Below are 22,158 nucleotides of genomic sequence, written 5' to 3' on the forward strand. Positions count from 1 at the left end.
TGATGCGGACGGCGCTTGACGCCGGCGGACCCCTGGCCCACTCTTCCTACCAACTAAATAGGAATACTGCGGATTGGATAGACGATGAGACGGCTCCCCTTCCGTCGGTTGATCTCCCTCGCCACCCTCGCCGTCATCGGCGCGGCCACGCTGGGGACCACCGCGGCGTGCGGTGACGACGACAGTGCCGCCGGTGGCGGCGACTCCGGCCCGGTCACCCTGCGGCTGGGCTACTTCCCCAACATCACGCACGCCCCGGCCGTGGTGGGGGTGGAGAAGAAGATCTTCGAGGACAAGCTCGGCAACGGCATCAAGCTGGAGACCAAGACCTTCAACGCCGGGCCGGCCGCCATCGAGGCGATCTTCTCCGGCGCGCTCGACGCGACGTACATCGGGCCGAACCCGACGGTGAACGCCTTCTCCAAGTCCAAGGGCGAGGCCGTCCGGGTCATCTCCGGCGCCGCCTCCGGCGGGGTCGCCCTGGTGGTCAAGCCGGAGATCACCTCGGTCGAGCAGCTGCGCGGCAAGAAGATCTCCACCCCGCAGCTCGGCAACACCCAGGACGTCGCCATCCGCTACTGGCTCAAGGAGAAGGGCCTCAAGACCACCAAGGAGGGCGGCGGCGACGTCAAGATCGTCCCGCAGGAGAACGCCCAGACCGTGGAGACCTTCACCAGCGGCGCGATCGACGGCGCGTGGGTGCCCGAGCCGTTCGTCTCCCGCCTGGTCAACGCCGGTGGCAAGGTCCTCGTCGACGAGCGGGACCTCTGGCCGGACAAGAAGTTCGTCATCACCAACCTGATCGTCTCCACCAAGTTCCTCAAGGCCCACCCCGACGCGGTGAAAAAGCTGGTCGAGGGGCAGGTCGCGGCGAACGACTTCGTCAACACCAAGCCGGACGAGGCCCAGCAGGCCATCTCCGACCACATCGGCAAGATCACCGGCAAGCCGCTGGACCTCAAGCTGATCAAGCAGGCCTGGCCGACCCTGCTGTTCACCAACGACCCCATCGCGTCCTCGCTCAAGACCGGGCTGGACCACGCCGTCGCAGTCGAGCTGACCCAGCCGGTCAGCCTCGACGGCCTGTACGACCTGAAGTACCTCAACGAGGTGCTCAAGACGCAGGGTCAAGCCGAGGTCACCCAGCCGTGACGTCGACCACGACGACGCCGGAGAGTGCGACCGCCGCAGTCGCGCTCTCCGGCGTGACCAAGGTGTACGGGCGCGGGACGAACGCCGTCCTCGCCCTGGACGGGGTGAGCCTGGACGTCCGGCCCGGCGAGTTCGTCTGCCTCGTCGGCGCGTCCGGCTGCGGAAAGAGCACACTGCTCAACCTCGTCGCCGGGTTGGACCGCGCGCAGGGCGGCACCATCACGGTGGCCGACGACGCCCACCCCGGCCTGATGTTCCAGGAGCCGGCGCTCTTCCCGTGGCTGACCGTCGAGGCCAACGTGGAGGTGCCGTTGAAGCTGCGCGGGCTGCCCCGGGCGGCCCGCCGGGAACGGGTCGCGGAACTGCTGCGCACCGTCCACCTGTCCGACTTCGGCCGCAAACGGCCGCACGAGCTGTCCGGCGGCATGCGGCAGCGGGTCGCCCTGGCCCGCACCCTCGCCCTGGACACCCCGGTGCTGCTCATGGACGAGCCGTTCGGCGCGCTCGACGCGATGACCCGGGACATCCTGCACGACGAGCTGGAACGGATCTGGACGGAACGGCAGCTCACCGTGCTGTTCGTGACGCACAACGTCCGCGAGGCCGCCCGGCTCGCCGACCGGATCATCCTGCTCAGCAGCCGACCCGGCCGGATCATCTGGTCCACCGAGGTGAACGTGTCCCGCCCCCGACGCATCGACTCCCCCGAGGTGTCCGCGATCGCCTCCGAGGTCACCGACCGACTGCGCACGGAGGTGGGCCGCCATGGCAAATGACACCCTGACCGATGCGGCCCGCGCCGACGCGGAGATCTCCGGACTGGACGCGCTGGAGATCGCCGGCCGCGAGAAGGAGGTCTCCCGGGGGGCCCGGCTCTGGGCGTCCACCTGGCCCAAGCTCGCCGCGTTCGCCATCGCCATCGGGCTCTGGCAGGTGGTGGTCTGGAGTGGCTGGAAGCCGCCGTACTCGCTGCCCGGCCCGGTCACCGTCGCCGAGGAGCTGGCCCGGCAGGTCGGTGGACGGCAACTCTGGGACGGGCTCGCCACCACGCTGCAACGCGCCGCGCTCGGCTACATCTTCTCCGTCGCGGTCGGCCTGCTGGTCGGCCTGGCGGTGGCCCGGTCCAAGGTGCTCCGGGCGGCGATCGGCTCGATGATCACCGCGTTGCAGACGATGCCGTCGATCGCCTGGTTCCCGCTGGCCATCCTGCTGTTCGAGCTGAGCGAGAAGGCGATCTTCTTCGTGGTGGTGCTCGGCGCCGCGCCGTCCATCGCCAACGGGGTGATCAGTGGGGTCGACTACGTGCCACCGCTGCTGGTCCGGGCCGGCCGCAACCTCGGCGCCCGCGGGCTGAACCTCTACCGGTACGTCATCGCCCCGGCCGCCCTGCCCGCCATCGTCGCCGGGCTCAAGCAGGGCTGGGCCTTCTCCTGGCGCAGCCTGATGGCCGGTGAGCTGCTGGTGGTCGGCATCTCGCAGACCTCGCTGGGGGCCCAACTCACCTATTCCCGGGAGTTGTCCGACGCGCCCTGGCTGCTCGCCACGATGATCGTCATTCTGGTCGTCGGGCTGGTGGTAGACGCTGCCTTCGGGGCTGCCGACCGGACCATCCGGCGTCGCTGGGGCGTACTGGACCAGGCTGGTCAGTGACGTGTACATCTCCGCGCGCAGCGACTATGCGCTCCGGGCCATGCTCGCCGTCGCCGCGTCCGGCGACGGCGAGCCCACCCGACCCGACCGCGAGCCCACCCGACCCGACCGCGAGCCCACCCGACCCGACGGCGGGGACGGCCGACCCGGTGGCGGTGGCGGTGGCGGTGGCGAACTGGTCAAGGCCGCGCGCCTGGCGGAGGCGCAGGGCATCCCGCTGAGCTTCCTCCAGGGCATCCTGCTCGACCTGCGCCGCGCGGGCCTGCTGCACAGTCACCGGGGCACCGAAGGCGGCTACGCGCTGACCCGGCCCGCGTCGCGGATCAGCGTCGGGGACGTGCTGCGCGCCGTCGGTGGATCACTGACCACCGTACGCGGGCTGCCCGCCGGAGATGCCGGCTACCACGGGGTGGCCACCGGCCTGCGCGACGTCTGGCTCGCGGTGGACGGCGCGATCGCCGTGGTGGTCGACCGGACCACGCTCACCGACCTGCTGGTCCACCAGGAGCAGACCCCCGCCCGCTGACGGGCACCCGACCGGTGACGGCCACCCGACCCGCTGACGGGCACCCGTCCCGCTGACGGCATCCGACCGGTGACGGCACCGTCCCGCTGACGGCGCCCGACCGGTGACGGCACCGTCCCGCTGACGGCGCCCGACCGGTGATCCGTAACGTCCGTCCGACCGTCGACCCCCCAGGATTCGACGGTCGGACGGACGACCGGACCCACCGCCCCCACCGGCTCCCGCAGGGCCGACTCAGCCGGCGGTCAGCTCGACCGTCGGCGGACGCCCCTCATCGGGACTGTGCAACTCGACCAGCCCGGCCGGGGCGGCCCGCCCCGGCCTCGGGTGCCAGGGCGCGAACGCCGCGACCATGGCGAGCAGGAGCCCGGCGCCGGCCACGGCTAACACCACCAGTAGCTCGCGCCCCGCCCCCGACTCAGCGTCGCCCCCCATGGTCACCCCTCCCGTGCCCGACCGTGCCGGCCGGCTCTTTCCCCCGGGAGCAAGCTTCGACCAGCCGGGCCCGATGGAACAGTCACCGATCGGACGCAATAGAGCCGGCAAACCGACCTACCCGTCGGCATGATCACTGAGAGTTCACACCCGACCCCACACCGTCCCCCAAGTGGGACGGCGACCCGATCACCGCACGCCCAAAACAAGATCGACTCAGGTGGGCCGATGTTGCGGCATCTTCGGCACGATGACACCGCAACATCGGCCCCACTGAGTCGATCTCGATCGAACACGACGGCAAGCACGCTGTCCGCCCCTGCGGACTCCCGCCCCCGGACGGGACAGCACCCCGGTCAGGCGGACAGGCCGCCGGTCAGGCGGTACGCGGGCGACGCGGGCGACGGGACCGGCCCGACGCCCGGTGCGACCGGCCACCCTCCCCACCGCCACCGTTGCCGCCACCGACGGCGGCACGCGGCCGGGCGGCCGGGGTGGGCGTCGGGGCGACGATCGTCACCGGCACCCCGGACGGCTCACGGGCCCCGGTCACCCGGGCCAGCGCCCCGTCGTCGAGGCGTACCTGGGTCGACTGCGGCTTGATGCCGGCCACGCTCATCAGCCGGGAGACGTCCCGGCGCTGCTCCGGCAGGACCAGGGTGACCACCTGACCGGCCTCACCGGCGCGGGCGGTACGACCACCGCGGTGCAGGTAGTCCTTCGCCTCGGTCGGCGGGTCCACGTTGACCACCATGTCCAGCCCGTCGACGTGGATGCCCCGGGCCGCCACGTCGGTGGCGACCAGCGCGGTCACCTGGCCGGTGCGGAACTGCTCCAGGATCCGGGTGCGCTGCGGCTGCGACTTCCCACCGTGCAGCGCCGCGGCGCGGACGCCCTTGGCGAGCAACTGACGGGCCATCCGGTCGGCCCGGTGCTTGGTCGCCATGAACAGGATGGTGCGGCCCTCGCGGGCGGCGATCTGGGTGAGCGCGGTGGGCTTGTCGGCCGCGTCGACGTGCAGCACGTGGTGGGTCATCGCGGTCACCGTGGCGGTGCCCGGGTCCACCGAGTGCGACACCGGGTTGCTGAGGAAGCGGCGGACCAGGCGGTCCACCCCACCGTCCAGGGTGGCCGAGAAGAGCATCCGCTGGCCGTTCGGAGCGACCTGCTCCAGCAGCTTGGTCACCTGCGGCAGGAAGCCCATGTCAGCCATCTGGTCGGCCTCGTCCAGCACGGTGATGGCGACCTGGTCGAGGCGGGCGTCGCCCCGGTTGATCAGGTCGTGCAACCGGCCGGGGGTGGCCACCAGCACCTCGGTGCCGGCGCGCAGCGCGTCCGCCTGCCGCTGGAGGGAGAGCCCCCCGACCACGGTGGCGCAGCGCAGCCCCAGCGCCCGGGCGTACGGGGTGAGCGCCGTGGTGACCTGGGCGGCCAGCTCACGGGTGGGGACCAGCACCAGGGCGAGCGGGCGACCCGGGCGGGCCCGGTGGCCGGCGGTGCGATGCAGCAGGGGGAGCCCGAAGGCGAGGGTCTTGCCCGAGCCGGTGCGCCCCCGGCCGAGCACGTCCCGGCCGGCCAGCGAGTCCGGCAGGGTGGCCGTCTGGATCGGGAACGGCTCGGTGATGCCCTGCTTGGTCAGCTCGGCGAGCAGCGCCGGCGCGAGGCCGGTCGCGGCGAAGGTGGGAATGGTCATGGTCATGCGAAATGCCTTCCTCGACGCGGCACGTGTCGAGGGAGGGCGCCGAGAGTCGGCGCGGTCTCCGACGGAGCACTCCGTCGGGGACTCACAAGCACGAACCGATGGGGTACGGGCCGGTCCGCCGCAGCACGCCGCGTCCCGCCGGAGCGGGGGGCGGCGCGGCGGACCGGTCCGTCACCGGGTCCGGAGGACCTGGTGGGTGTTACCGGGACGATCCGAAGATCAGAGCGGGCGGATGTTCTCCGCCTGCGGGCCCTTCTGGCCCTGGGTCACCTCGAACTCGACCCGCTGGTTCTCGTCCAGGCTCCGGTAGCCGGAGGACTGGATCGCCGAGAAGTGGGCGAAGACGTCAGCGCCGCCGCCGTCCGGGGTGATGAAGCCGAAGCCCTTGTCAGCGTTGAACCACTTGACGGTGCCAATTGCCATCTGTTTCGTCTCCTTGACGGAACGTCGAACCCGCACCTGTTGCGGGCCCGAAGAGGAGCGCTCCGCGCGGGATGCGCGAATCGCCTGTTGTTTTTGGTCGCCCCGCCCGGAGAGCTCCGGACACAACAAAGAGCGCCTGGGGCTACAATCCGCCAGGCGCACACAGAGTCTCTGGAAACCAAAACTGCAACAAGAACAACCTACCACGGATCTTCCAGCGCGCCACCCCCCACCGGGTTTTCCGGCAACCCGGCGATGATCTCGGTCAGCCCGGCGGCGTCCAGCAGGTCCGCCGGCCGCACCGTCACCCCGTCCCGCACGTAGTGGAAGGCGGCCCCCACCCGGTCCACCGGCACCCCGGCCAGCTCCGCCCAGGCCAGCCGGTAGACCGCGAGTTGCACCGCGACCACCTGGGCCTCGCCGTCGGTCGGCTGCCGGCCCGTCTTCCAGTCGACCACGTCGTACCGGCCGCCGGGGCGGGAGAAGACGGCGTCCATCCGGCCCCGTACCACCACACCGGCCAGCACCGTGGCGAACGGCACCTCCACCTCCACCGGCACCCGGTCGGCCCACTCGCTGGCCAGGAAGCGCTCCTGGAGTTCGGCCAGCGCCCCGTCGGGCGCGGCATCCGCGTCGGCCGCACCCGGCAGTTCGTCCACGTCGAGCAGCCGGTCGGCCCCGAAGCGCTGCTCCAGCCAGGCGTGGAAGGCGGTGCCCCGCCGGGCGTACGGGCTGGGTGGGGCGGGCATCGGTCGGCGCAGCGTCCGGGCCAGCTGCGTAGGGTCCCGGCGCAACGCCACCAGCTGGGTGACCGACAGATGTCCGGGCAGCACCACCTCGACCGCCTCGGCCTGCCGCAGCAGCTCCGCCCGCTCGGCCAGGAGCAGGTCCGCCTCCCGCCGCCAGCGCACCACCTCCGACTCCGCCGCCTCGGGCTCAGCGACCTGCGGGCCCGGCACCTGCTCGGCGGCCTGCAGGGCGGGCGCCTGCTCGGCAGCCTGCGGGTCGGACGCCTGCTCGGCAGCCAGGGGCGCGGCAGCCTGCGCGGCGGCCGGGGGCGCGGCGGTCTGCCGGTGGGACGCCTGTGCGGCGGCCTGCGGGTCGGGCAGCAGCTCGCGGCGCGCCGCGTCGGGGTCGGCGAGGAAGCGGCGGACCAGCGCCGCCGCCTCGGTCAGCGCCGGCCGTCGCGGGCCGAGCGGGTCGGCCGGCCAGTCGGCCCGCAACACCAGCTCGGTGGTCGGATTGACCGCGTCACCGGCCGGCTCGGGCGCCCACTCGTCGACCAGCAGGCCGTCCCCGCCGGCCAGGCAGGCGTCGTAGACCTCGCGCAGCAGCACCGACGGGCCCCGGAACCGTTTGGTCCCCTCCCCCCACCAGTACCCGGAGCAGAGCAGCAGCCGCCGGGGCCGGGTCACCGCCACGTACGCCAGCCGGCGTTCCTCGCGCTCGTCGTGGGCCCGCCAGGCGTCGGTGAAGTCGGCCACCGCCCGGGCCACCCCGCGCTGGTCGGTCACCTCGGCGAGGTCGAGCACGGGCAGCCCGTCGGCGTCGCCGCGCAGCGGGAAGGGCAGCACCCCGAGCCCGCCCAGCCAGTGGTCGGAGTTGCGGACCTGGCCGGGCCAGCCGCCCCGGACCAGCCCGGCGACCGCGACGACGTCCCACTCCAGCCCCTTGGCGGCGTGCGCGGTGAGCACCTGCACCGCGCCCTCCACCACCTCCACCTCGCCCGGGGAGAGCCCCCGCTCCTCGTCCTCGGCGGCGGCCAGGTAGGCCAGGAAACCGGCCAGCGTCGCCGCCGGGGTCTCGCCGCTGAACCGGGCCGCCACGTCGCCGAGGGCGTCCAGGTGCCCCCGGGCCAGCCCGGCGTCGCCGGTGCCGTCCCGGCCGGCCCGGACCGCCACCTCGACGTCCAGGCCGATGGTGCGTTCCACGTCCGCGATCAGCTCCGGCAGCGTCTGGTCCAGCCGGTACCGCAGCAGAGCCAACTCCATCCCGTACGACCGCAGCCGTGCGTAGCCCTCCGCCGAGTACGTCTGCGCCGGCCCCAGATCGGCCAACGCCTCCACCAGGGTTGCCTCGTCCAGCACGTCCACGGTGATCTCCGGCCCGTCGTCGCCGGTCAGCTCCCGGCGGGCCCCTGCGATGACCCGCGCCCGCCGGTGCAGGGCCACCAGGTCACGCGGCCCGATCCGCCAGCGCGCCCCGGTGAGCAGGCGCAGCAGCGCCGCGCCGTCGGTCGGGTCGGCGAGCACCCGCAGGGTGCAGACCACGTCGCGTACCTCGGGGGTGTCCAGCAGCCCGCCCAGGCCGACCACCTCGACCGGCAGCCCCCGGGCCCGCAGGGCCGCCTCGATCGCCGGGATCTGACTGCGCACCCGGACCAGCACGGCGGTGGAGGGGCGCTGCGGCACCGGGATGTGCTCGGGCAGCGCGCCGGGCATCCGGGCCACCCCCCGCCAGGCGGCGAGCACGCTGTCGGCGATCCAGTCCGCCTCGGCGACGTACGTGGGCAGCAGCGCGCAGTGCACGGTGCCGGCGGCCAGGCCGCGCGGGCTGCGGTGCGGGATCGGATCGCGGACGCTCAGCGCGGCGTGCAGCTCCGGCACCCGGGCACCGGCGGCCCGCAGCGGCACCGACAGCGCGTTGGCCACGCCGAGGATCTCCGGCCGGTTGCGCCAGCTGGTGGTGAGGCTCATCGCCTCGGCGGGGGCACCGTCGGCGCGGGCGAAGTCGGTGGGGAACCGGTCCAGCGTGCCGGCGCTGGCCCCCCGCCACCCGTAGATCGACTGGCAGGGGTCGCCGACCGCGGTGACCGGGTGGCCGCCGCCGAAGAGGTGGTTGAGCAGCACCACCTGGGCGTGGCTGGTGTCCTGGTACTCGTCGAGCAGCACCACCCGGAAGCGGTCCCGCTCGACCGCGCCGACCGCCGGGTGGTCCCGGGCCACCCGGGCGGCCCGGGCGAGCTGGTCGGCGAAGTCCATCGCCTCGAAGTCGTCCTTGCGCCGGGCGTACGCCCGCACCAGCGGCAGCAGCTTCAGCCGGGTCCGCTGGAGCTGGAGCGCCTTGCGGACGTCGGCGTAGACCCGCCCCGGGTGGGACTGCACGTCGGCGAAGAACCGGCCCGTCCAGGCGGCCAGCGCGTCCGGGTCGACCAGGTGCTCGTCGAGTTCGCCGGCCAGCGCGAGCACGGCGTCGGTGATGGTGCTGGGCATCCGGTCGACCTCGGACATGTCGCCGTCGTAGTTGCGCACCAGCAAGTCGACGAGCTGCCACCGGGACGCCTCGGTGAGCAGCCGGGTGGTGGGTTCGTAGCCGGCCCGCAACCCGTGTTCGGTGACGATCCGGCCGGCGTACGAGTGGTAGGTGGAGACGGTGGGCTCGCCGGCCAGCGGATCGTCCAGCGGGTTGCGGGCCCGCCGCCCGAGCCGCCGGACCAGCTGGTCGAGCCGGGTACGCACCCGGTGCGCCAGCTCGCCGGCCGCCTTGCGGGTGAAGGTCAGCCCGAGGATCTGCTCCGGGCGGACGTACGAGTTGGCGACCAGCCAGACCACCCGGGCGGCCATCGTCTCGGTCTTGCCCGAGCCGGCGCCCGCCACCACCAGCAGCGGCGCGACCGGGGCCGAGATGATCGCGGCCTGTTCGGTGGTGGGGGCGGGCAGCCGGAGCAGCCGGGCCAGCTCCACCGGTGTGTAGCGCGGCCCGGCGTCGGCGGTCCGCGGTACGGGGGTGGCGGCACTGAACAGGGTCGGCTGGGTCACCGCTCCCCCTCGTCCGCGACAGCCGGTGGCTCGACGACCTGGCGGCCCTGCCCGGAGACCGGGCAGCTGGTCCGCACCGGGCAGACCCGACACTTCGAATTGGCGACGGCGGCGAAGGTCGCGGCGGCCATCGTATCGGCGGTGCGTCGGACCAGGGCGGTGGCCCAGCCGGCCTCGGGGCCCTGCCCGGCGGCGGCCTGGGTCTGCTCCCGGGCGTCCCTCGCTCCGGTGCCGAGCTGCACCAGCGCCGCTCCCCCGGTCTCGTCGCCGAACTCGGCGAAGCCGCCCGCCTCCACCGCCGCCTGGTACGCCCCGAGCTGCGGATGCTCGGCCACCTCCCGCTCGGTGACCGCAGTCGACTTGCCGGTCTTGAGGTCGATCACGACGAGCCGGCCGTCGGCGTCGACCTCCAGCCGGTCCACCCGGCCGGTCAGCTCGATCGGACGCGCCGGGTCGTCGAGGCGGACCGCGAACTCGTGCTCGATGGCGAGCAGCCGGCGCGGGTTGCCGGCCAGCCAGCGCAGCAGCTTGTCCACCATGGCCTCGGCGCGCTCCCGTTCCGGGCCGACCATCCAGCGGGCGGCCAGCTCGATCGCGTCGAACCGGGCGGCCACGTACTCCAGCAGGGCGGTCCGGTCGGCGCTGGCGTCCTCGGCCAGCATCGCGGCGGCGTGCACCAGGTTGCCGACCCCCTGGGCGGAGCTGGCCGGGCCGCTGCCACCGTGCCGTTCGAGCAGCCAGCGCAGGCTGCACCGCAACGCGCTCTCCATCGCCGACGGGGTGACCCGGACGGGTTCCCCCTCGTCCACCAGCGGCCGGTCGTCGGACAGGCCCCGCAGCCCCCACCAGTCGTCCGGGTGCGCGCCCGGGATGCCGGCGGCGGCCAACCGGGCCAGCTCGGCCGCCGCCGCGCGCCGCCGGGCCACCGACGCCGCCGGGTCCGTGACCGCGGTACGCAGCTCCGCCACCAACGCCGACAGGGTGAGTGCCCGGGGCGGGCGGCCCACCGGCAGCTCGCCGGGCAGGCCATCGTCCGCCTCCTCCACATCACCCCGCCCGGCCGACGGCTCCTGGCGGGAGCGTGCCCCCTGGGGGGCCGTTTCCGGCCGAGACTCCTGACCCGCCACACCGGCACCGCCGGTGGCGGTGGTGGCGGTGGTGGCGGTGGCGGGATCGGACCTGCCCGGATCTGGTGGGGCGGGAACCGCCCGGCCCGGTAAGGCGGGAACGGACGGGACGGACGGGACGGGCGGGACGGACGGGCCAGGCGGGGTGGAGGGGCCGGGCGGGGTGGGGGGCGGCGCGGACGGGCCGGGGCCGCCGTCGGACGGGCCCGGGGCCGGCCTCTCCCCGGCCGGGCCGGGGACCCCCAGCTCGTGCAGGAAGCGGCTGGGCTGTTCCTCGTGGTCGTCGCCGCCGACGGCCGCCGAGGCGACGGCGGTGACCAGCAGCCGACGCCGGGCCCGGGTCACCGCCACGTGGAAGAGCCGGCGTTCCTCGTCGAGCAGGGCGGAGGTCTGCCCGACCAGGCTGGCCCGGGCACCGGTGCCGTCCGCCCGGCCGACCAGCACGTCGACCAGCCGTTCGGAGCCGAGCAGACTGCCCCGCAGCCGCAGGTCGGGCCAGACGCCCTCCTGCACGCCGGCCACCGCGACCAGGTCCCACTCCAGGCCCTTGGCGGCGTGCGCGGTGAGCAGACGGACCGCCGCCCCCCGGTCGGCGCTGGCCGCCAGGGTGTCGGCCGGCAGGTCCTGGCCGAGGACGTGGTCGAGGAAGACCTCGGTCCGCGCGCCGGGCAGCCGGTCGACGAACCGGGCCGCCGCGTCGAAGAGCACCAGCACCGCGTCGAGATCCCGGTCGGCGGCCTCGGCCCGCCAGCGCTGGGCGGTCTCGTGCTCGCCGGTGGCCGCCCGCCCCCGGTTGATCGACCCCGCCCACCGTTCGGCGAGCCCGCTGGCGCTCCACACCGCCCACAGCACGTCCTCGGCGGTGGCGCCGGGAACCGCCGCCGCCGTCCGCGCGGTGGCCAGCAACTCCGCCACCGTACGGGCCGGTTCGATCCAGCGCCGCTCGATGCCGGCCAGCTCCGCCGGGTCGGCCAGGGCCTCGACGATCAGCTCACCGGAGGGCCGCCGGTCGCCCCGGGCCAGCGCGAGCGCCCGTAGTCCCTGCCGCAACCGCCGCTCGGCGAGCGGGTCGGCCCCACCCAGCGGCGAGTGCAGCAGGGCGATCGCGGACTCCTCGTCCAGCCGGGCCGGTTCGAGTGCGCAGCGCAGCAGGAGCAGCAGCGGGGCGACCGCGGGTTGCAGGTGCAGCGGCAGGTCCTCGCCGTGCACGACGGTGGGCACCCCGGCGGTGTGCAACGCCCGGCGCAGCGAGGGCAGATGCAGGTGGGTCGAGCGGACCAGCACCGCCATCGCCGACCAGGGCACCCCGTCGAGGAGGTGGGCGGAGCGCAGCGCGTGGGCCAGCCAGGCGGCCTCGCTGGTGGCCGAGCGGAAGGCCCGCACCTCGACACTGCCGGGCGGCGCGTCGGGCAGCGGCCGCAGCCGTCGGTGCCCGGCCGGACCGCGCAACCGCCGGGCCAGTCGACCGGTGGCCCCGAGCAGCACCGGGCCCGCCCGGTAGGAGGTGGTGAGGGTGACCTGCGCCGCCGGTGCCCCGGAGGCTGTCCGGAACCGGTGCGGGAAGGCGGTCACCACGGCCGGGTCGGCACCCCGGAAGGCGTACGTGGAGGAGTCCGGGTCGGCGAAGGCCACCAGGGACCGGCCGCCGTCGGCCAGGACGGCCAGCAGGTCCTGCTGGGCCGGATCGGTGTCGGCCAACTCGTCGACGTAGACGTGGGCCAGCCGGCGACGCTCGGCCTCCAACAGCTCCGGATCGTCGAGGAGCATGCCGGTGGCGGCACGGACCAGCTCGGCCGGGTCGTACGCCACGGAGCCCCGGTTGCTGACGTCGCGCAGCGCGAGGACCGCGACGTACTCCCGGAGGAACCGGGCGGCGGCCGGCCAGTCGGTGCGGCCCAGCTTCTCGCCCAGCCGGGCCAGCTCGACCGGGCCGACCCCCCGCTCGGCGGCCCGCATCAGCAGGTCACGCAGTTGGGCGGCGAACGCCCGGGTACGCAGGGCGGGGAGCAGGTCGTCCGGCCAGCCGACCGGGTCGTCGTCGGGTTCGGTGCCGACGACGTCCAGCAGCTCCCGGATGATCAGATCCTGTTCGGGGCCGGTGAGCAGCCGGGGGGACGGCTCCCCGCGCTCGGCGGCGGCCCGGCGCAACAGGCCGAAGGCGTACGCCGGGAAGGTGCGTACCAACGGCTCGCGCAGCACCCGGTGGCCGGCGGCGGCGATCCGGGCCTCGATCCGGTGCCGCAGCTCGGTGGCCTGCCGACGGCTGAAGGTGAGCACCAGGAGTCGCTCCGGGTCGACCCCCTCGGCGACCCGGGCGGCGACCGCCTCGACCAGGGTGCCGGTCTTGCCGGTGCCCGGCCCGCCGAGGACCAGCATCGGCCCGTCGGTATGCGCCACGACCTCCGCCTGGAGCGGATCGTGCCGGCGCACCCCCGGGTGCGTGGCATCGCCCGTCGCCCCCCAGGGTCGTGGCTCCCCCTCGGGATACGGAGCATCGCCCGCTGACCCCCCGGGCCGCGGCCTCCCCTCGACGCCTGACCCGGCCCGATCTGGCCCCTCGGTCGCCCCGCCGTGCCGACCGTCCCCCCGGACGCTCGTGGCGGACCGCCCGCCCTCCGGGCCCGATCCGGCAGGTCGGCGCACCAGCCGGTACCCCTGCACCCCTATATCCCACCACGCCGGTACGACACCACCCACCGCACCACCCCGGCCCCGTCGCCCGTCGCGAGGACCAGCCCCAGGGACCGGGCCGAAGCCGGGCGTGCTGACCGAAGCCGGGCGTGCCGACCAGGGCCGGGCGTGCCGACCAGGGCCGGGCGTGCCGACCAGGGCCGGGCGTGCCGACCAGGGCCGGGCGTGCGGGATCAGGGCAGCCGAGATTCCAGGGCGTCCAGCGCGGTGGGGACGGTGGGGCTGACCATGAGCAGTTCCAGGCCGGCGGGCCTGAGGAAGGCCTGGTCGGTGATGGCGGCCAGCCAGTCGAGCAGCGGCCGGTAGAAGCCGTCGGTGTCCACCAGCACCATCGGCTTGGTGTGCATGGCCAGGGTGGCGGTGGTCCAGACCTCGAACAACTCGTCCAGCGTGCCCAGGCCCCCGGGCAGGGTCAGGAAGGCGTCCGACTTCTCGATCATGATGGTCTTGCGGCTGGCCATGCTGTCGGTGACGAGCAGCTCGTCCGAGGCCAGGTCGGAGACCTCCAGGTCCATCAACGCCTGCGGGATCACCCCGACGGTGCGTCCGCCGGCCGACCGCGCCCCGTCGGCGAGGGCCCCCATCATGCCGACGCAGCCACCGCCGCTGACCAGCGTGTGCCCGCGCCGGGCCAGCTCCGCCCCGGTCTCGGCCGCCAGATCCAACCAACGCTGGTCGAGGGTACGGGAGGACGCGCAGAAGACACAGATCGCCGCCACCGTCTCAGCCCTCCCCACCGTCGATGACGCCCCGGCCCGCACCGGACCCCGGCTCACCGGGCCTGGCCTCACCGGACGGCGGGCTGCCGGACGGCGGGCTGCCGGAATCGGCGCGGCTCGACGCGGGGCTGCCGGACTTCGTGTCGGCGGCGTCTGCGACGGCGGCGGCCCGGCGGGCGGTCTGCTGGTCGGCGGCGGTCCGGGCGACCGCCTCCTCGCGTACCGCCTCCTGGTCGGCGGCGAGCGCCGCCTCGGCCTCGACGATGTGCCGTACCGCCGCGTCAACGTCGTCGGTGAGGCAGATCAGCTCCAGGTCCACCGGGCCGATCTTGCCCTCGGCGGCCATGCTGTCCCGCAACCAGTCGAGCAACCCCCGCCAGTACGCGGTGCCCATGAGCACCACCGGGAAGCGGGTCACCTTGCCGGTCTGCACCAGAGTGAGCGCCTCGAACAACTCATCCATGGTGCCGAAGCCGCCCGGCAACACGACGAAGGCCTGGGCGTACTTGACGAACATGGTCTTTCGGGCGAAAAAGTAACGGAAGTCGATGGCCAGGTCGACCCAGTCGTTGAGCCCCTGCTCGAAGGGGAGTTCGATGCCCAGCCCGACGGAGAGACCGCCGGCCTCTCTGGCGCCCCGGTTGGCCGCCTCCATCACGCCGGGGCCACCGCCGGTGATCACCGCGTAGCCGGCCCGGGCGAGGCCCGCACCCAACTCCTCGGCCAGCCGGCATTCCGGACTGTCGGGTTTACTACGGGCGGAGCCGAAGACGCTCACCGCGGGCGGCAGGTCGGCCAGCGTGTCGAAGCCCTCGACGAACTCGGAGAGGATCCGCAGCGCGCGCCAGGCGTCCTTGGTCTTCCAGTCGCTGCGCCCCCGGGAGTCCAACAACCGCTGGTCAGCGGTGCTGGTGGGGATCGCACCACGACGCAGTGTGACCGCTCCCCGGTGCCGCTCCGGACCGCGGCCCGACTGCCGCCCGTTCGTCTGACTCATGACAGCCACCGTAGTGGAGCCGCACGTCAGGGCGGTGCCGGCCGACGGGTCGCAGAAAAAGTTCGCGATCATGGGCAACTAATTCTGTCGCCCGCACGTCTTACTATTCACATACCGGGTATGGCCCGGCGCGCGCCTTCGGGGGAGGAGCAAGCGTGATCAGCAACAACGAGCGGATGCGTATCCGCCGGCAGATGCAGCGACGGATCAACGAGGTGGTGGCCGAGCGCCGCCGCACTCGACAACTGGAGGTGCCGGTGGAGCCCGCCGCCCAGCCCGTCGAGCCCACCGAACCCGACAATCCCCGCCTCACCACCGTCTGACGACCACCCAACGGCCCACCCGAGCCTCACCCACCCAGCCCCACCAAGGCCCCGGCGGTCCCCGACCCCGGGGCCCCACCATGCATCCCCCACCCCTCCCCGCGCCCACACCCCACCCGCACCCCTCCCCCGCATTGGTGATCAAGAGGTTTGCGGCTGGTGATCAAGAAGTTTGCGGGCCAGGAAAGCGCTCCCCGTGACGCAAACCTCTTGATCACCGGGCCGGGCCGGGCCGAGGCGGGGCGAGGGGAGGCGGGGTGGCGGGGGTGGGGGCAGGGTGGGTGGGGGTGGGTTACGCGGGGGTTAGCCAGCGGTGGAGGGTGGCGGCGCCGTCGCGGATCTTGGTCAGCTCGACGTGCTCGTCCTTGTGGTGGGCCAGGTTGGGGTCACCCGGGCCGAAGTTCAACGCCGGGATGCCCATCGCCGCGAACCGGGCCACGTCCGTCCAACCCAGCTTGCCCCTCGGGGCCGCGCCCACCGCCGCCAGGAACTCCTGGGCCACCGGCGCCTTCAGCCCGGGGAGTGCGCCGGCCGCCGCGTCGGTGACCGTCAGCTCGTAGCCGGCGAGCACCTCCCGCAGGTGCGCCTCGGCCGCCGCCGGGTCGCGATCCGGGGCGTACCGGTAGTTGATCTCGATCTCGCAGCGGTCGGGAACGACGTTGCCGGCCACCCCGCCGCTGATCCGTACCGCGTTCAGGCCCTCGCGGAAGTCGCAGCCGTCGATGGTGACTCGCCGCGCCTCGTACGTCGAGAGCCGGCGCAGCACCTCCCCCGCACCGTGGATGGCGTTCACCCCGAGCCAGGACCGGGCCGCGTGGGCCCGCTCGCCGGGCAGGGTGACGACCGCCCGCATGGTGCCCTGGCAGCCGACCTCGACGATGCCGTACGTCGGCTCCAGCAGCACCGCGAAGTCGGCCTGGAGCCATTCGGGGTGCGCCTCGGCGACCAGGGTGAGCCCGTTGTACCGCGACTCGATCTCCTCGGCCTCGTAGAAAAGGTACGTCACGTCGTAGCGCGGGTCGGGCAGGGTCACCGCCAGGTGCAGCGCGAAGGCCACCCCGGACTTCATGTCGGAGGTGCCGCAGCCGTACATCAGGTCGCCGCGCATGGTCGACGGGAAGTTGTCGTTGAGCGGCACCGTGTCCAGGTGCCCGGCGAGCACCACCCGGGAGGCCCGGCCGAGGTCGGTCCGCGCCATCACCGTGTTGCCGTGCCGGAAGGTGCTCAGGTGCGGCACCCGGCGCAGCACCTCCTCGACGCAGTCGGCGATCGCCTTCTCGTCGAGGGAGACGGACTCGATGTCGACCAGGGCACGGGTCAGCGCCACCGGATCGGCCAGGACCTCGGGGGTGAGCGGGTTCTCCATGGTTCGCACGGTACCGTCCTGAACGGTGGGCGCGAGGGGTGAGCCCACCGCCCCCGCAGCCGCGAACGAGAGGGTAGAACAGTGACGTCCCAATCCGCCTGGGGTATCGGCCTGGCCACCGTGACCGCTGCCGAGCAGGTGCTCGACACCTGGTACCCGACCGGCAAGCTGGGCCTGGGCGAGCTGCCGCTGGTCCCCGGCGAGGACCAGGCCGACGTGCTCGACCTGCCACCCGGCGCGATCGGCGGGCGGGCCCTGCCCGGCCTGCGTACGGTGCAGGTGGTCACCGTGATCGGCGCGCTGGACGAACCGATCAAGGACGCCGCCGACGCGTACCTGCGGCTGCATCTGCTCTCCCACCGCCTGGTGCGGCCCAACGAGCTGAACCTCGACGGCATCTTCGCCCAACTGGCGAACGTGGCCTGGACGTCGGCCGGGCCGTGCCCGCCGGAGCGGGTCGACGAGCTGCGGGTGATCGAGCGGGCCGCCGGCCGCCACCTGGCCGTGTACGGGGTCGACAAGTTCCCCCGGATGACCGACTACGTGGTGCCGTCGGGAGTGCGGATCGCCGACGCGGACCGGGTCCGGCTCGGCGCGCACCTCGCCACCGGCACCACCGTGATGCACGAGGGCTTCGTCAACTTCAACGCCGGCACGCTGGGCACCTCGATGGTCGAGGGGCGGATCGTGCAGGGTGTGGTGGTCGGCGACGGCTCCGACATCGGCGGCGGCGCGTCGATCATGGGCACCCTCTCCGGTGGCGGCACCGACCGGGTCCGCATCGGTGAGCGGAGCCTGGTCGGCGCGAACGCCGGCGTCGGCATCTCGCTCGGCGACGACTGCGTGGTCGAGGCCGGCTGCTACCTGACCGCCGCCTCCAAGATCACCCTGCCGGACGGCCGGGTGGTCAAGGCCCGTGAGCTGTCCGGTGTCGACGGGCTGCTGTTCTGGCGCAACTCGGTGACCGGGGCGTTGGAGGCGAAGCCGCGCACCGGTCGGGGCATCGTGCTGAACGCCGCCCTGCACGCCAACGACTGAACCGGCCCGCCGCAGGGCGACCGGCCCGCCCACGACCGCCCGGCCCGGCCCGGTCGGTCGATCCCGAACAACACCGGTCCGGGCCCGCGACGTCACCGTCGCGGGCCCGGACGTCGGGTCACTTCAGGCGGTACGCCTGGATGATCCGGGTGCTCGCGGTGTTGCCGTCGGTGTCCCGGGCGGTGGCCCGCAGGGACACGTACCCGGCGCCGGCCGGGTGGTTGACCAGCGCCACCGTGCCCTGGCCCGGCACCTTCACCACGGTCGCCCGCCGCCAGGTCTTCCCGCCGTCGTACGACACGTCGACGCTGAGCTTCGCCAGCTTGGCGGTGCCGGCGCCCACCTGCCGCCGCACCTGCACCGGTACGGCGAAGACCTGCCCGGCCGGCGCGGCGTTGTCGGTGCTCAACCGCGGGGTGAACCGGATCTCCGACAGCGGCAGCTGCTTCGGCGTGTCACCCGCCACGTGCCCCGAGCGGAAGGTCCAGCTCGCCTCCACCTCGGTACCGAGGTCGGTGAGGTTCCGCTTGGCCCCGACGGTCAGCTGGTAGTCGGCGGCCCCCTTCGGCACGGTGAACTCGCCGTACCCCGGGTTCTCCAGCTCCTCCACCAGCTTGCCGTTGCGCCACAGGGCGGTACGGGCGCTGTCGTTCAACGACCCGCCGGGGTGCCCGGCCGCGTCGCTGTGCAGCGCCACGCTCACCACGATGGTGTCCCCGATCCGGATGACACCGTCCTGCGGCCAGCGCGGGGCGGGCAGGGACGGCCCGAGCGGCGCGGCACCCCAGGTCTCGGTGACCCGGCGGCCGGCCGGATAGGCGGTGGGCAGGCTCTGGAGGATGGCCTGCACGTCCAGCCAGCCCTCCGGGTCGGGGACGCCGAGGTCCAGCTCGGACTCCCAGCGCACGCCCCTGGTGTTGTAGTGCTCGACCCGCTGACCGGGCAGGTCGGTGGCGAGCACGACCGCCCAGCCGCCGAGGTTGTAGCCGTTGTTCGGGAAGACCAGCCGCTCGGCTTCCATCTTCGGGTACGGGTCACGGAACTTGTGCACCACCGTGGCCAGGTCACGCGGGCGGTAGTCGCGGACGAATCCGCTGGGCAGCTTGCCCGGTACGGTCTCGGCCAGCGCGTACAGGTACGGGCTGTACTCGGCTTCGCGGTCGGCCCACTGGCTGTTGACGGTGGCGACGAACTGCTCGGCCGACACCGCCTTGCCCAGCTGCCCGGTGGACAGCCCGTCGAAGGTGTCGAAGGAGACGATGCCGAAGCCGAAGCTGCCGCCGTCGGGGGTGAGGAAGTTGGCGGCGACGTCGACCAGGGCGACCTTCGCGTCGGCCTGCGGGACGGTCATCCGCACCGGCTTGGCCTTCCGCAGGTCGATGGTGACCGCCGTGTCGCCGTTGACCACCAGCTCCGGCTGGGCGAGCAGGGCCAGCCCGCCCGACTCCTCGTCCGGACCCGGCTCGAAGAAGACGCTGCTCAGCCCGTACCGGCCCTTGGGGACCCGGATCTCGGCGACGCCGTCGAAGTCGGAGACGTCCACCAGGTCGCCCCCGGTGAGGTTGACCAGGGCGGTCGAGTAGTCGCCGCCGGGCTTGCCGCTGCGGTCGAGGTGGGTGAGCGTGACGGTGTAGCTCTCCACCTCCCGGTGCACCGCCAGCGGGGTGACCGCCACGGTGCTGCCCGAGCGGGCAACCACCCGACCGGTCCAGTAGCCGTCGACGCCGAGCCGGGTGTCGGCGGTGACGGTGGTCTCGGCCCGGCCGCCGGCCGGGACGGTGATCCGGTTGACGCCGAGGGTGAACATGCCGGCCGGCGCGGTCTTCCCGCCCGACCCCTTCACCTCGACGGTCAGGTCGAGGGTGACCGGGGCCGACCCACCGTTGTGCCAGGCGACGGTCCGGGTGATCGGGGCGTCGTCGCCGTGCGGCCAGAGGGCCCGGCCGAACGAGACGCTGACCGGGTCGGTGGTGACCTGCTCGGTGATCGCCCGGGTCAGGTCCACCCGGCCGGCGCCCTGCTCGTACGCGGTCTGCGTGGGGTGCGGCTTGGCGGCGGCCATCAGGGTCGCCTTGAGCTGCCCGGCCTTCCAGCCGGGGTGCTGCTGGGCCAGCAACGCCACCGAGCCGGCGACGTGCGGGGTGGCCATCGAGGTGCCGGAGAGCGCGACGTACTGCGTCCCCACCGGGTCACCGATCTGGCCGTCGACGGAGCGGGCGGCCACGATGTCGACGCCGGGGGCGGTGATGTCGGGCTTGAGCGCGTCGTCACCGACCCGGGGACCCCGGCTGGAGAAGTCGGCCAGTTCGTCGTCCCGGTCGACCGCGCCGACGGTGAGCGCGGCGTCCGCGGTGCCCGGTGAGCCGACCGAGCCGTCCCGGCCGTCGTTGCCGGCGGCGATGACGAAGAGGCTGCCGGTCTGGGCGGTCAGCGTCTGGACGGCCTCCTCCAGCGGGTCGACCTCCGGGGTGTCCGTGCCGCCGAGGCTCAGGTTGACCACGGCGGCCTTCTTGTCGACCGTGGCCCACTGCATGCCGGCCAGGATCGACGACTCGGCGCAGCCGAACTCCTCGCAGACCTTGCCGTCGAGGAGCTTCGCGTCCGGCGCGACGCCCTTGTACTTCCCGCCGGAGGCGGCACCGCTGCCGGCGATGGTGGACGCGACGTGGGTGCCGTGCCCGACGGTGTCCTTCTGGTCCGGCGTGTCGCTGAAGTTGCGCGCCTCGGTCACCTTGCCGGCCAGGTCCGGGTGGGTGGCGTCGACGCCGGTGTCCAGCACCGCGACGGTCACCCCCTTACCGGTGTAGCCGGCCGCCCAGGCGGCGGGTGCGCCGATCTGGGGCACGCTGTGGTCGAGGGAGAGTGCACGCCGACCGTCCAACCAGATCCGCTCGACGCCCCCTGCCGCGTCGAGTCGGGCACTGCCGGCACCGCCGGTGAGCGTCGACCAGACCGCGCCGGCCGAGGACTTGCCGGCGCTCAGGGCCGCGCCCTGGATCGCCGGCAGCTCGCGGGTCACCCGGGTGCCGGGCAACGCGACCGCGCCGCGCCGGGCCTGCCCCGAGCGGTACGACACCAGCAGCGGCAGACTGTCGCGGTGGGCGTCGTCATAGCGGGCGGCGATCAGGCCGGTGACGTCGAACAGCCGCCGGTCGACCTGGCCCGAGCGGAGCAGCGGCAGCGCGTCGCGGGGCACCACGGAGAGGTGACCGCGTTCGCGGCGTACCAGGAACTGCTGGTGCTGACGGCCGGCGCCGGGGCGCACGGCGGTGCCACCGGTGCGGGTGACGGTGACCTGGTCCCCGGTGATCAGGGTGACCGTGGTGGCGCCCACGGCCGGCGCGGCGGGCCGGGGCGTGGACTGGGCGGCGGGCGCGGCACCCGCGCTCGTCGCCGGCAGGCCGAGGGCCAGGGCGAGCACCAGCCCACCGGCCGCGGTTCTTCTGCTTCCGTGCAACGGATCCTCCTTCTGGAGCGTCTTCATGACTGGAGTCACATCGACGCCCAGAATTACATACTCGGTATGCAAAGAGAAGGCCGAATGATGACCGTCCGGACACATTGCTGAGACACGGCCGACCCGGTTCCCGGCGTCGGGACGCCCGATCGGCGACCATCACCTGGTGACGTCCATGAGGGAACGCATGCTCGCCGGCGAGCCGTACATCGCGAACGATCCCGAGATCAACGCCGACCTGGACCGCGCGGCGCAGCTCACCGAACGCTTCAACCGCAGCCCCGCCGACGACCCGCAGGGCCGGCTCGCCGCCCTGCGCGACCTGCTCGGCACTGTTGGCGAGGACGCCTGGGTACGCCCACCACTGCACTGCGACTACGGCTGGCAGACGCACCTCGGAGCCCGCAGCTTCGTCAACTTCAACGCGGTCCTGCTCGACGTCGCCCGGATCACCATCGGCACCGACGTCCAGATCGGACCGAACGTGCAACTGCTCACCGCCACCCACCCCGTCGAGGCGGAGCCACGCCGGGCCAGGTGGGAGACCGCCCAGCCGATCACCATCGGCGACAACGCCTGGCTCGGCGGTGGGGTGATCGTCCTCGCCGGAGTGACCGTCGGGGAGAACACGGTGGTCGGGGCCGGCGCGGTGGTGACCCGCGACCTACCACCCAACGTGGTCGCCGTGGGTAACCCCGCACGAGTGATCCGCACCCTGCCATAACAGCTTGAGCTGCGAAAACGTCAGTCAGATCGGTGGGCGAATCACGAAATCCGATGCACTCTGGGTAGTG

15 protein-coding genes and 1 pseudogene are annotated in these 22,158 nt (G+C 73.6%); 7 read left to right on the top strand and 9 right to left on the bottom strand.

What is annotated here, in order from left to right; translation table 11 throughout:
* Window positions 1–84: 84 nt before the first annotated feature.
* The 4 genes from GA0070216_RS07840 to GA0070216_RS07855 are packed head-to-tail and all read left to right on the top strand — an operon-like array spanning window position 85 to window position 3,328.
* On the top strand, window positions 85–1,152 hold the full coding sequence (locus GA0070216_RS07840; protein WP_091241452.1) for an ABC transporter substrate-binding protein: 1,068 nt from the start codon (window positions 85–87) through the stop codon (window positions 1,150–1,152).
* Window positions 1,149–1,928: an ABC transporter ATP-binding protein gene (locus GA0070216_RS07845; RefSeq protein WP_091241457.1), complete on the top strand. Its 780-nt coding sequence runs from the start codon at window positions 1,149–1,151 to the stop codon at window positions 1,926–1,928. Before GA0070216_RS07840 ends, GA0070216_RS07845 begins: the two co-directional genes overlap by 4 nt.
* The gene (locus GA0070216_RS07850; protein WP_091241461.1) at window positions 1,918–2,802 is read left to right on the top strand and encodes an ABC transporter permease; all 885 of its coding nucleotides are present in this window, start codon (window positions 1,918–1,920) and stop codon (window positions 2,800–2,802) included. Before GA0070216_RS07845 ends, GA0070216_RS07850 begins: the two co-directional genes overlap by 11 nt.
* A 1-nt stretch (window position 2,803) precedes the next feature.
* Entirely contained in the window at window positions 2,804–3,328 is a 525-nt protein-coding gene (locus GA0070216_RS07855; RefSeq protein WP_091241464.1) for an RrF2 family transcriptional regulator, read from the top strand.
* 234 nt (window positions 3,329–3,562) lie between these two features.
* On the opposite strand, the gene GA0070216_RS07860 is transcribed toward GA0070216_RS07855, so the two are convergent.
* The 7 genes and pseudogenes from GA0070216_RS07860 to GA0070216_RS07890 form a co-directional block, all read right to left on the bottom strand.
* Window positions 3,563–3,763 (bottom strand): hypothetical protein, encoded by a 201-nt coding sequence (locus GA0070216_RS07860; RefSeq protein ID WP_091242641.1) that lies wholly within the window; start codon window positions 3,761–3,763, stop codon window positions 3,563–3,565.
* A gap of 376 nt (window positions 3,764–4,139) precedes the next feature.
* Window positions 4,140–5,462 (bottom strand): DEAD/DEAH box helicase, encoded by a 1,323-nt coding sequence (locus tag GA0070216_RS07865; protein ID WP_091241468.1) that lies wholly within the window; start codon window positions 5,460–5,462, stop codon window positions 4,140–4,142.
* Window positions 5,463–5,684: 222 nt separating this feature from the next.
* A complete protein-coding gene (gene cspE / locus GA0070216_RS07870) occupies window positions 5,685–5,888 on the bottom strand; it encodes a transcription antiterminator/RNA stability regulator CspE (protein WP_007464836.1) in 204 nt (67 codons plus the stop codon).
* A gap of 200 nt (window positions 5,889–6,088) precedes the next feature.
* On the bottom strand, window positions 6,089–9,646 hold the full coding sequence (locus GA0070216_RS07875; protein ID WP_091241471.1) for an ATP-dependent helicase: 3,558 nt from the start codon (window positions 9,644–9,646) through the stop codon (window positions 6,089–6,091).
* Window positions 9,643–13,434 carry an ATP-dependent helicase gene (locus GA0070216_RS07880; RefSeq protein ID WP_091241475.1) on the bottom strand — a complete coding sequence of 1,264 codons (3,792 nt, stop codon included), beginning with the start codon at window positions 13,432–13,434 and terminating at the stop codon, window positions 9,643–9,645. Before GA0070216_RS07880 ends, GA0070216_RS07875 begins: the two co-directional genes overlap by 4 nt.
* 203 nt (window positions 13,435–13,637) lie before the next feature.
* Window positions 13,638–14,183, bottom strand: coding sequence for an LOG family protein (locus GA0070216_RS07885; protein ID WP_091241479.1), 546 nt, complete (start codon window positions 14,181–14,183; stop codon window positions 13,638–13,640).
* A gap of 175 nt (window positions 14,184–14,358) precedes the next feature.
* Window positions 14,359–15,180: pseudogene (locus tag GA0070216_RS07890) on the bottom strand (LOG family protein); the annotation flags it as partial.
* A gap of 155 nt (window positions 15,181–15,335) precedes the next feature.
* Here GA0070216_RS07890 and GA0070216_RS34425 point away from each other — a divergent pair.
* Window positions 15,336–15,503 (top strand): hypothetical protein, encoded by a 168-nt coding sequence (locus GA0070216_RS34425; protein ID WP_176738871.1) that lies wholly within the window; start codon window positions 15,336–15,338, stop codon window positions 15,501–15,503.
* Between the two features lie 292 nt (window positions 15,504–15,795).
* On the opposite strand, the gene dapE is transcribed toward GA0070216_RS34425, so the two are convergent.
* The gene (gene dapE / locus GA0070216_RS07895) at window positions 15,796–16,869 is read right to left on the bottom strand and encodes a succinyl-diaminopimelate desuccinylase (RefSeq protein ID WP_091241483.1); all 1,074 of its coding nucleotides are present in this window, start codon (window positions 16,867–16,869) and stop codon (window positions 15,796–15,798) included.
* Between the two features lie 81 nt (window positions 16,870–16,950).
* Here dapE and dapD point away from each other — a divergent pair, with 81 nt between their 5' ends.
* Window positions 16,951–17,907 carry a 2,3,4,5-tetrahydropyridine-2,6-dicarboxylate N-succinyltransferase gene (dapD, locus tag GA0070216_RS07900; RefSeq protein WP_091241486.1) on the top strand — a complete coding sequence of 319 codons (957 nt, stop codon included), beginning with the start codon at window positions 16,951–16,953 and terminating at the stop codon, window positions 17,905–17,907.
* Between the two features lie 118 nt (window positions 17,908–18,025).
* On the opposite strand, the gene GA0070216_RS07905 is transcribed toward dapD, so the two are convergent.
* Window positions 18,026–21,391: a S8 family serine peptidase gene (locus GA0070216_RS07905; RefSeq protein ID WP_091241489.1), complete on the bottom strand. Its 3,366-nt coding sequence runs from the start codon at window positions 21,389–21,391 to the stop codon at window positions 18,026–18,028.
* A 139-nt stretch (window positions 21,392–21,530) separates the two neighbouring features.
* On the opposite strand from GA0070216_RS07905, the gene GA0070216_RS07910 reads away from it, so the two are divergent.
* Window positions 21,531–22,088 carry a sugar O-acetyltransferase gene (locus tag GA0070216_RS07910; RefSeq protein WP_091241492.1) on the top strand — a complete coding sequence of 186 codons (558 nt, stop codon included), beginning with the start codon at window positions 21,531–21,533 and terminating at the stop codon, window positions 22,086–22,088.
* Window positions 22,089–22,158: the final 70 nt, after the last annotated feature.

This window comes from Micromonospora matsumotoense, assembly GCF_900091525.1.
Lineage (GTDB): Bacteria > Actinomycetota > Actinomycetes > Mycobacteriales > Micromonosporaceae > Micromonospora > Micromonospora matsumotoensis.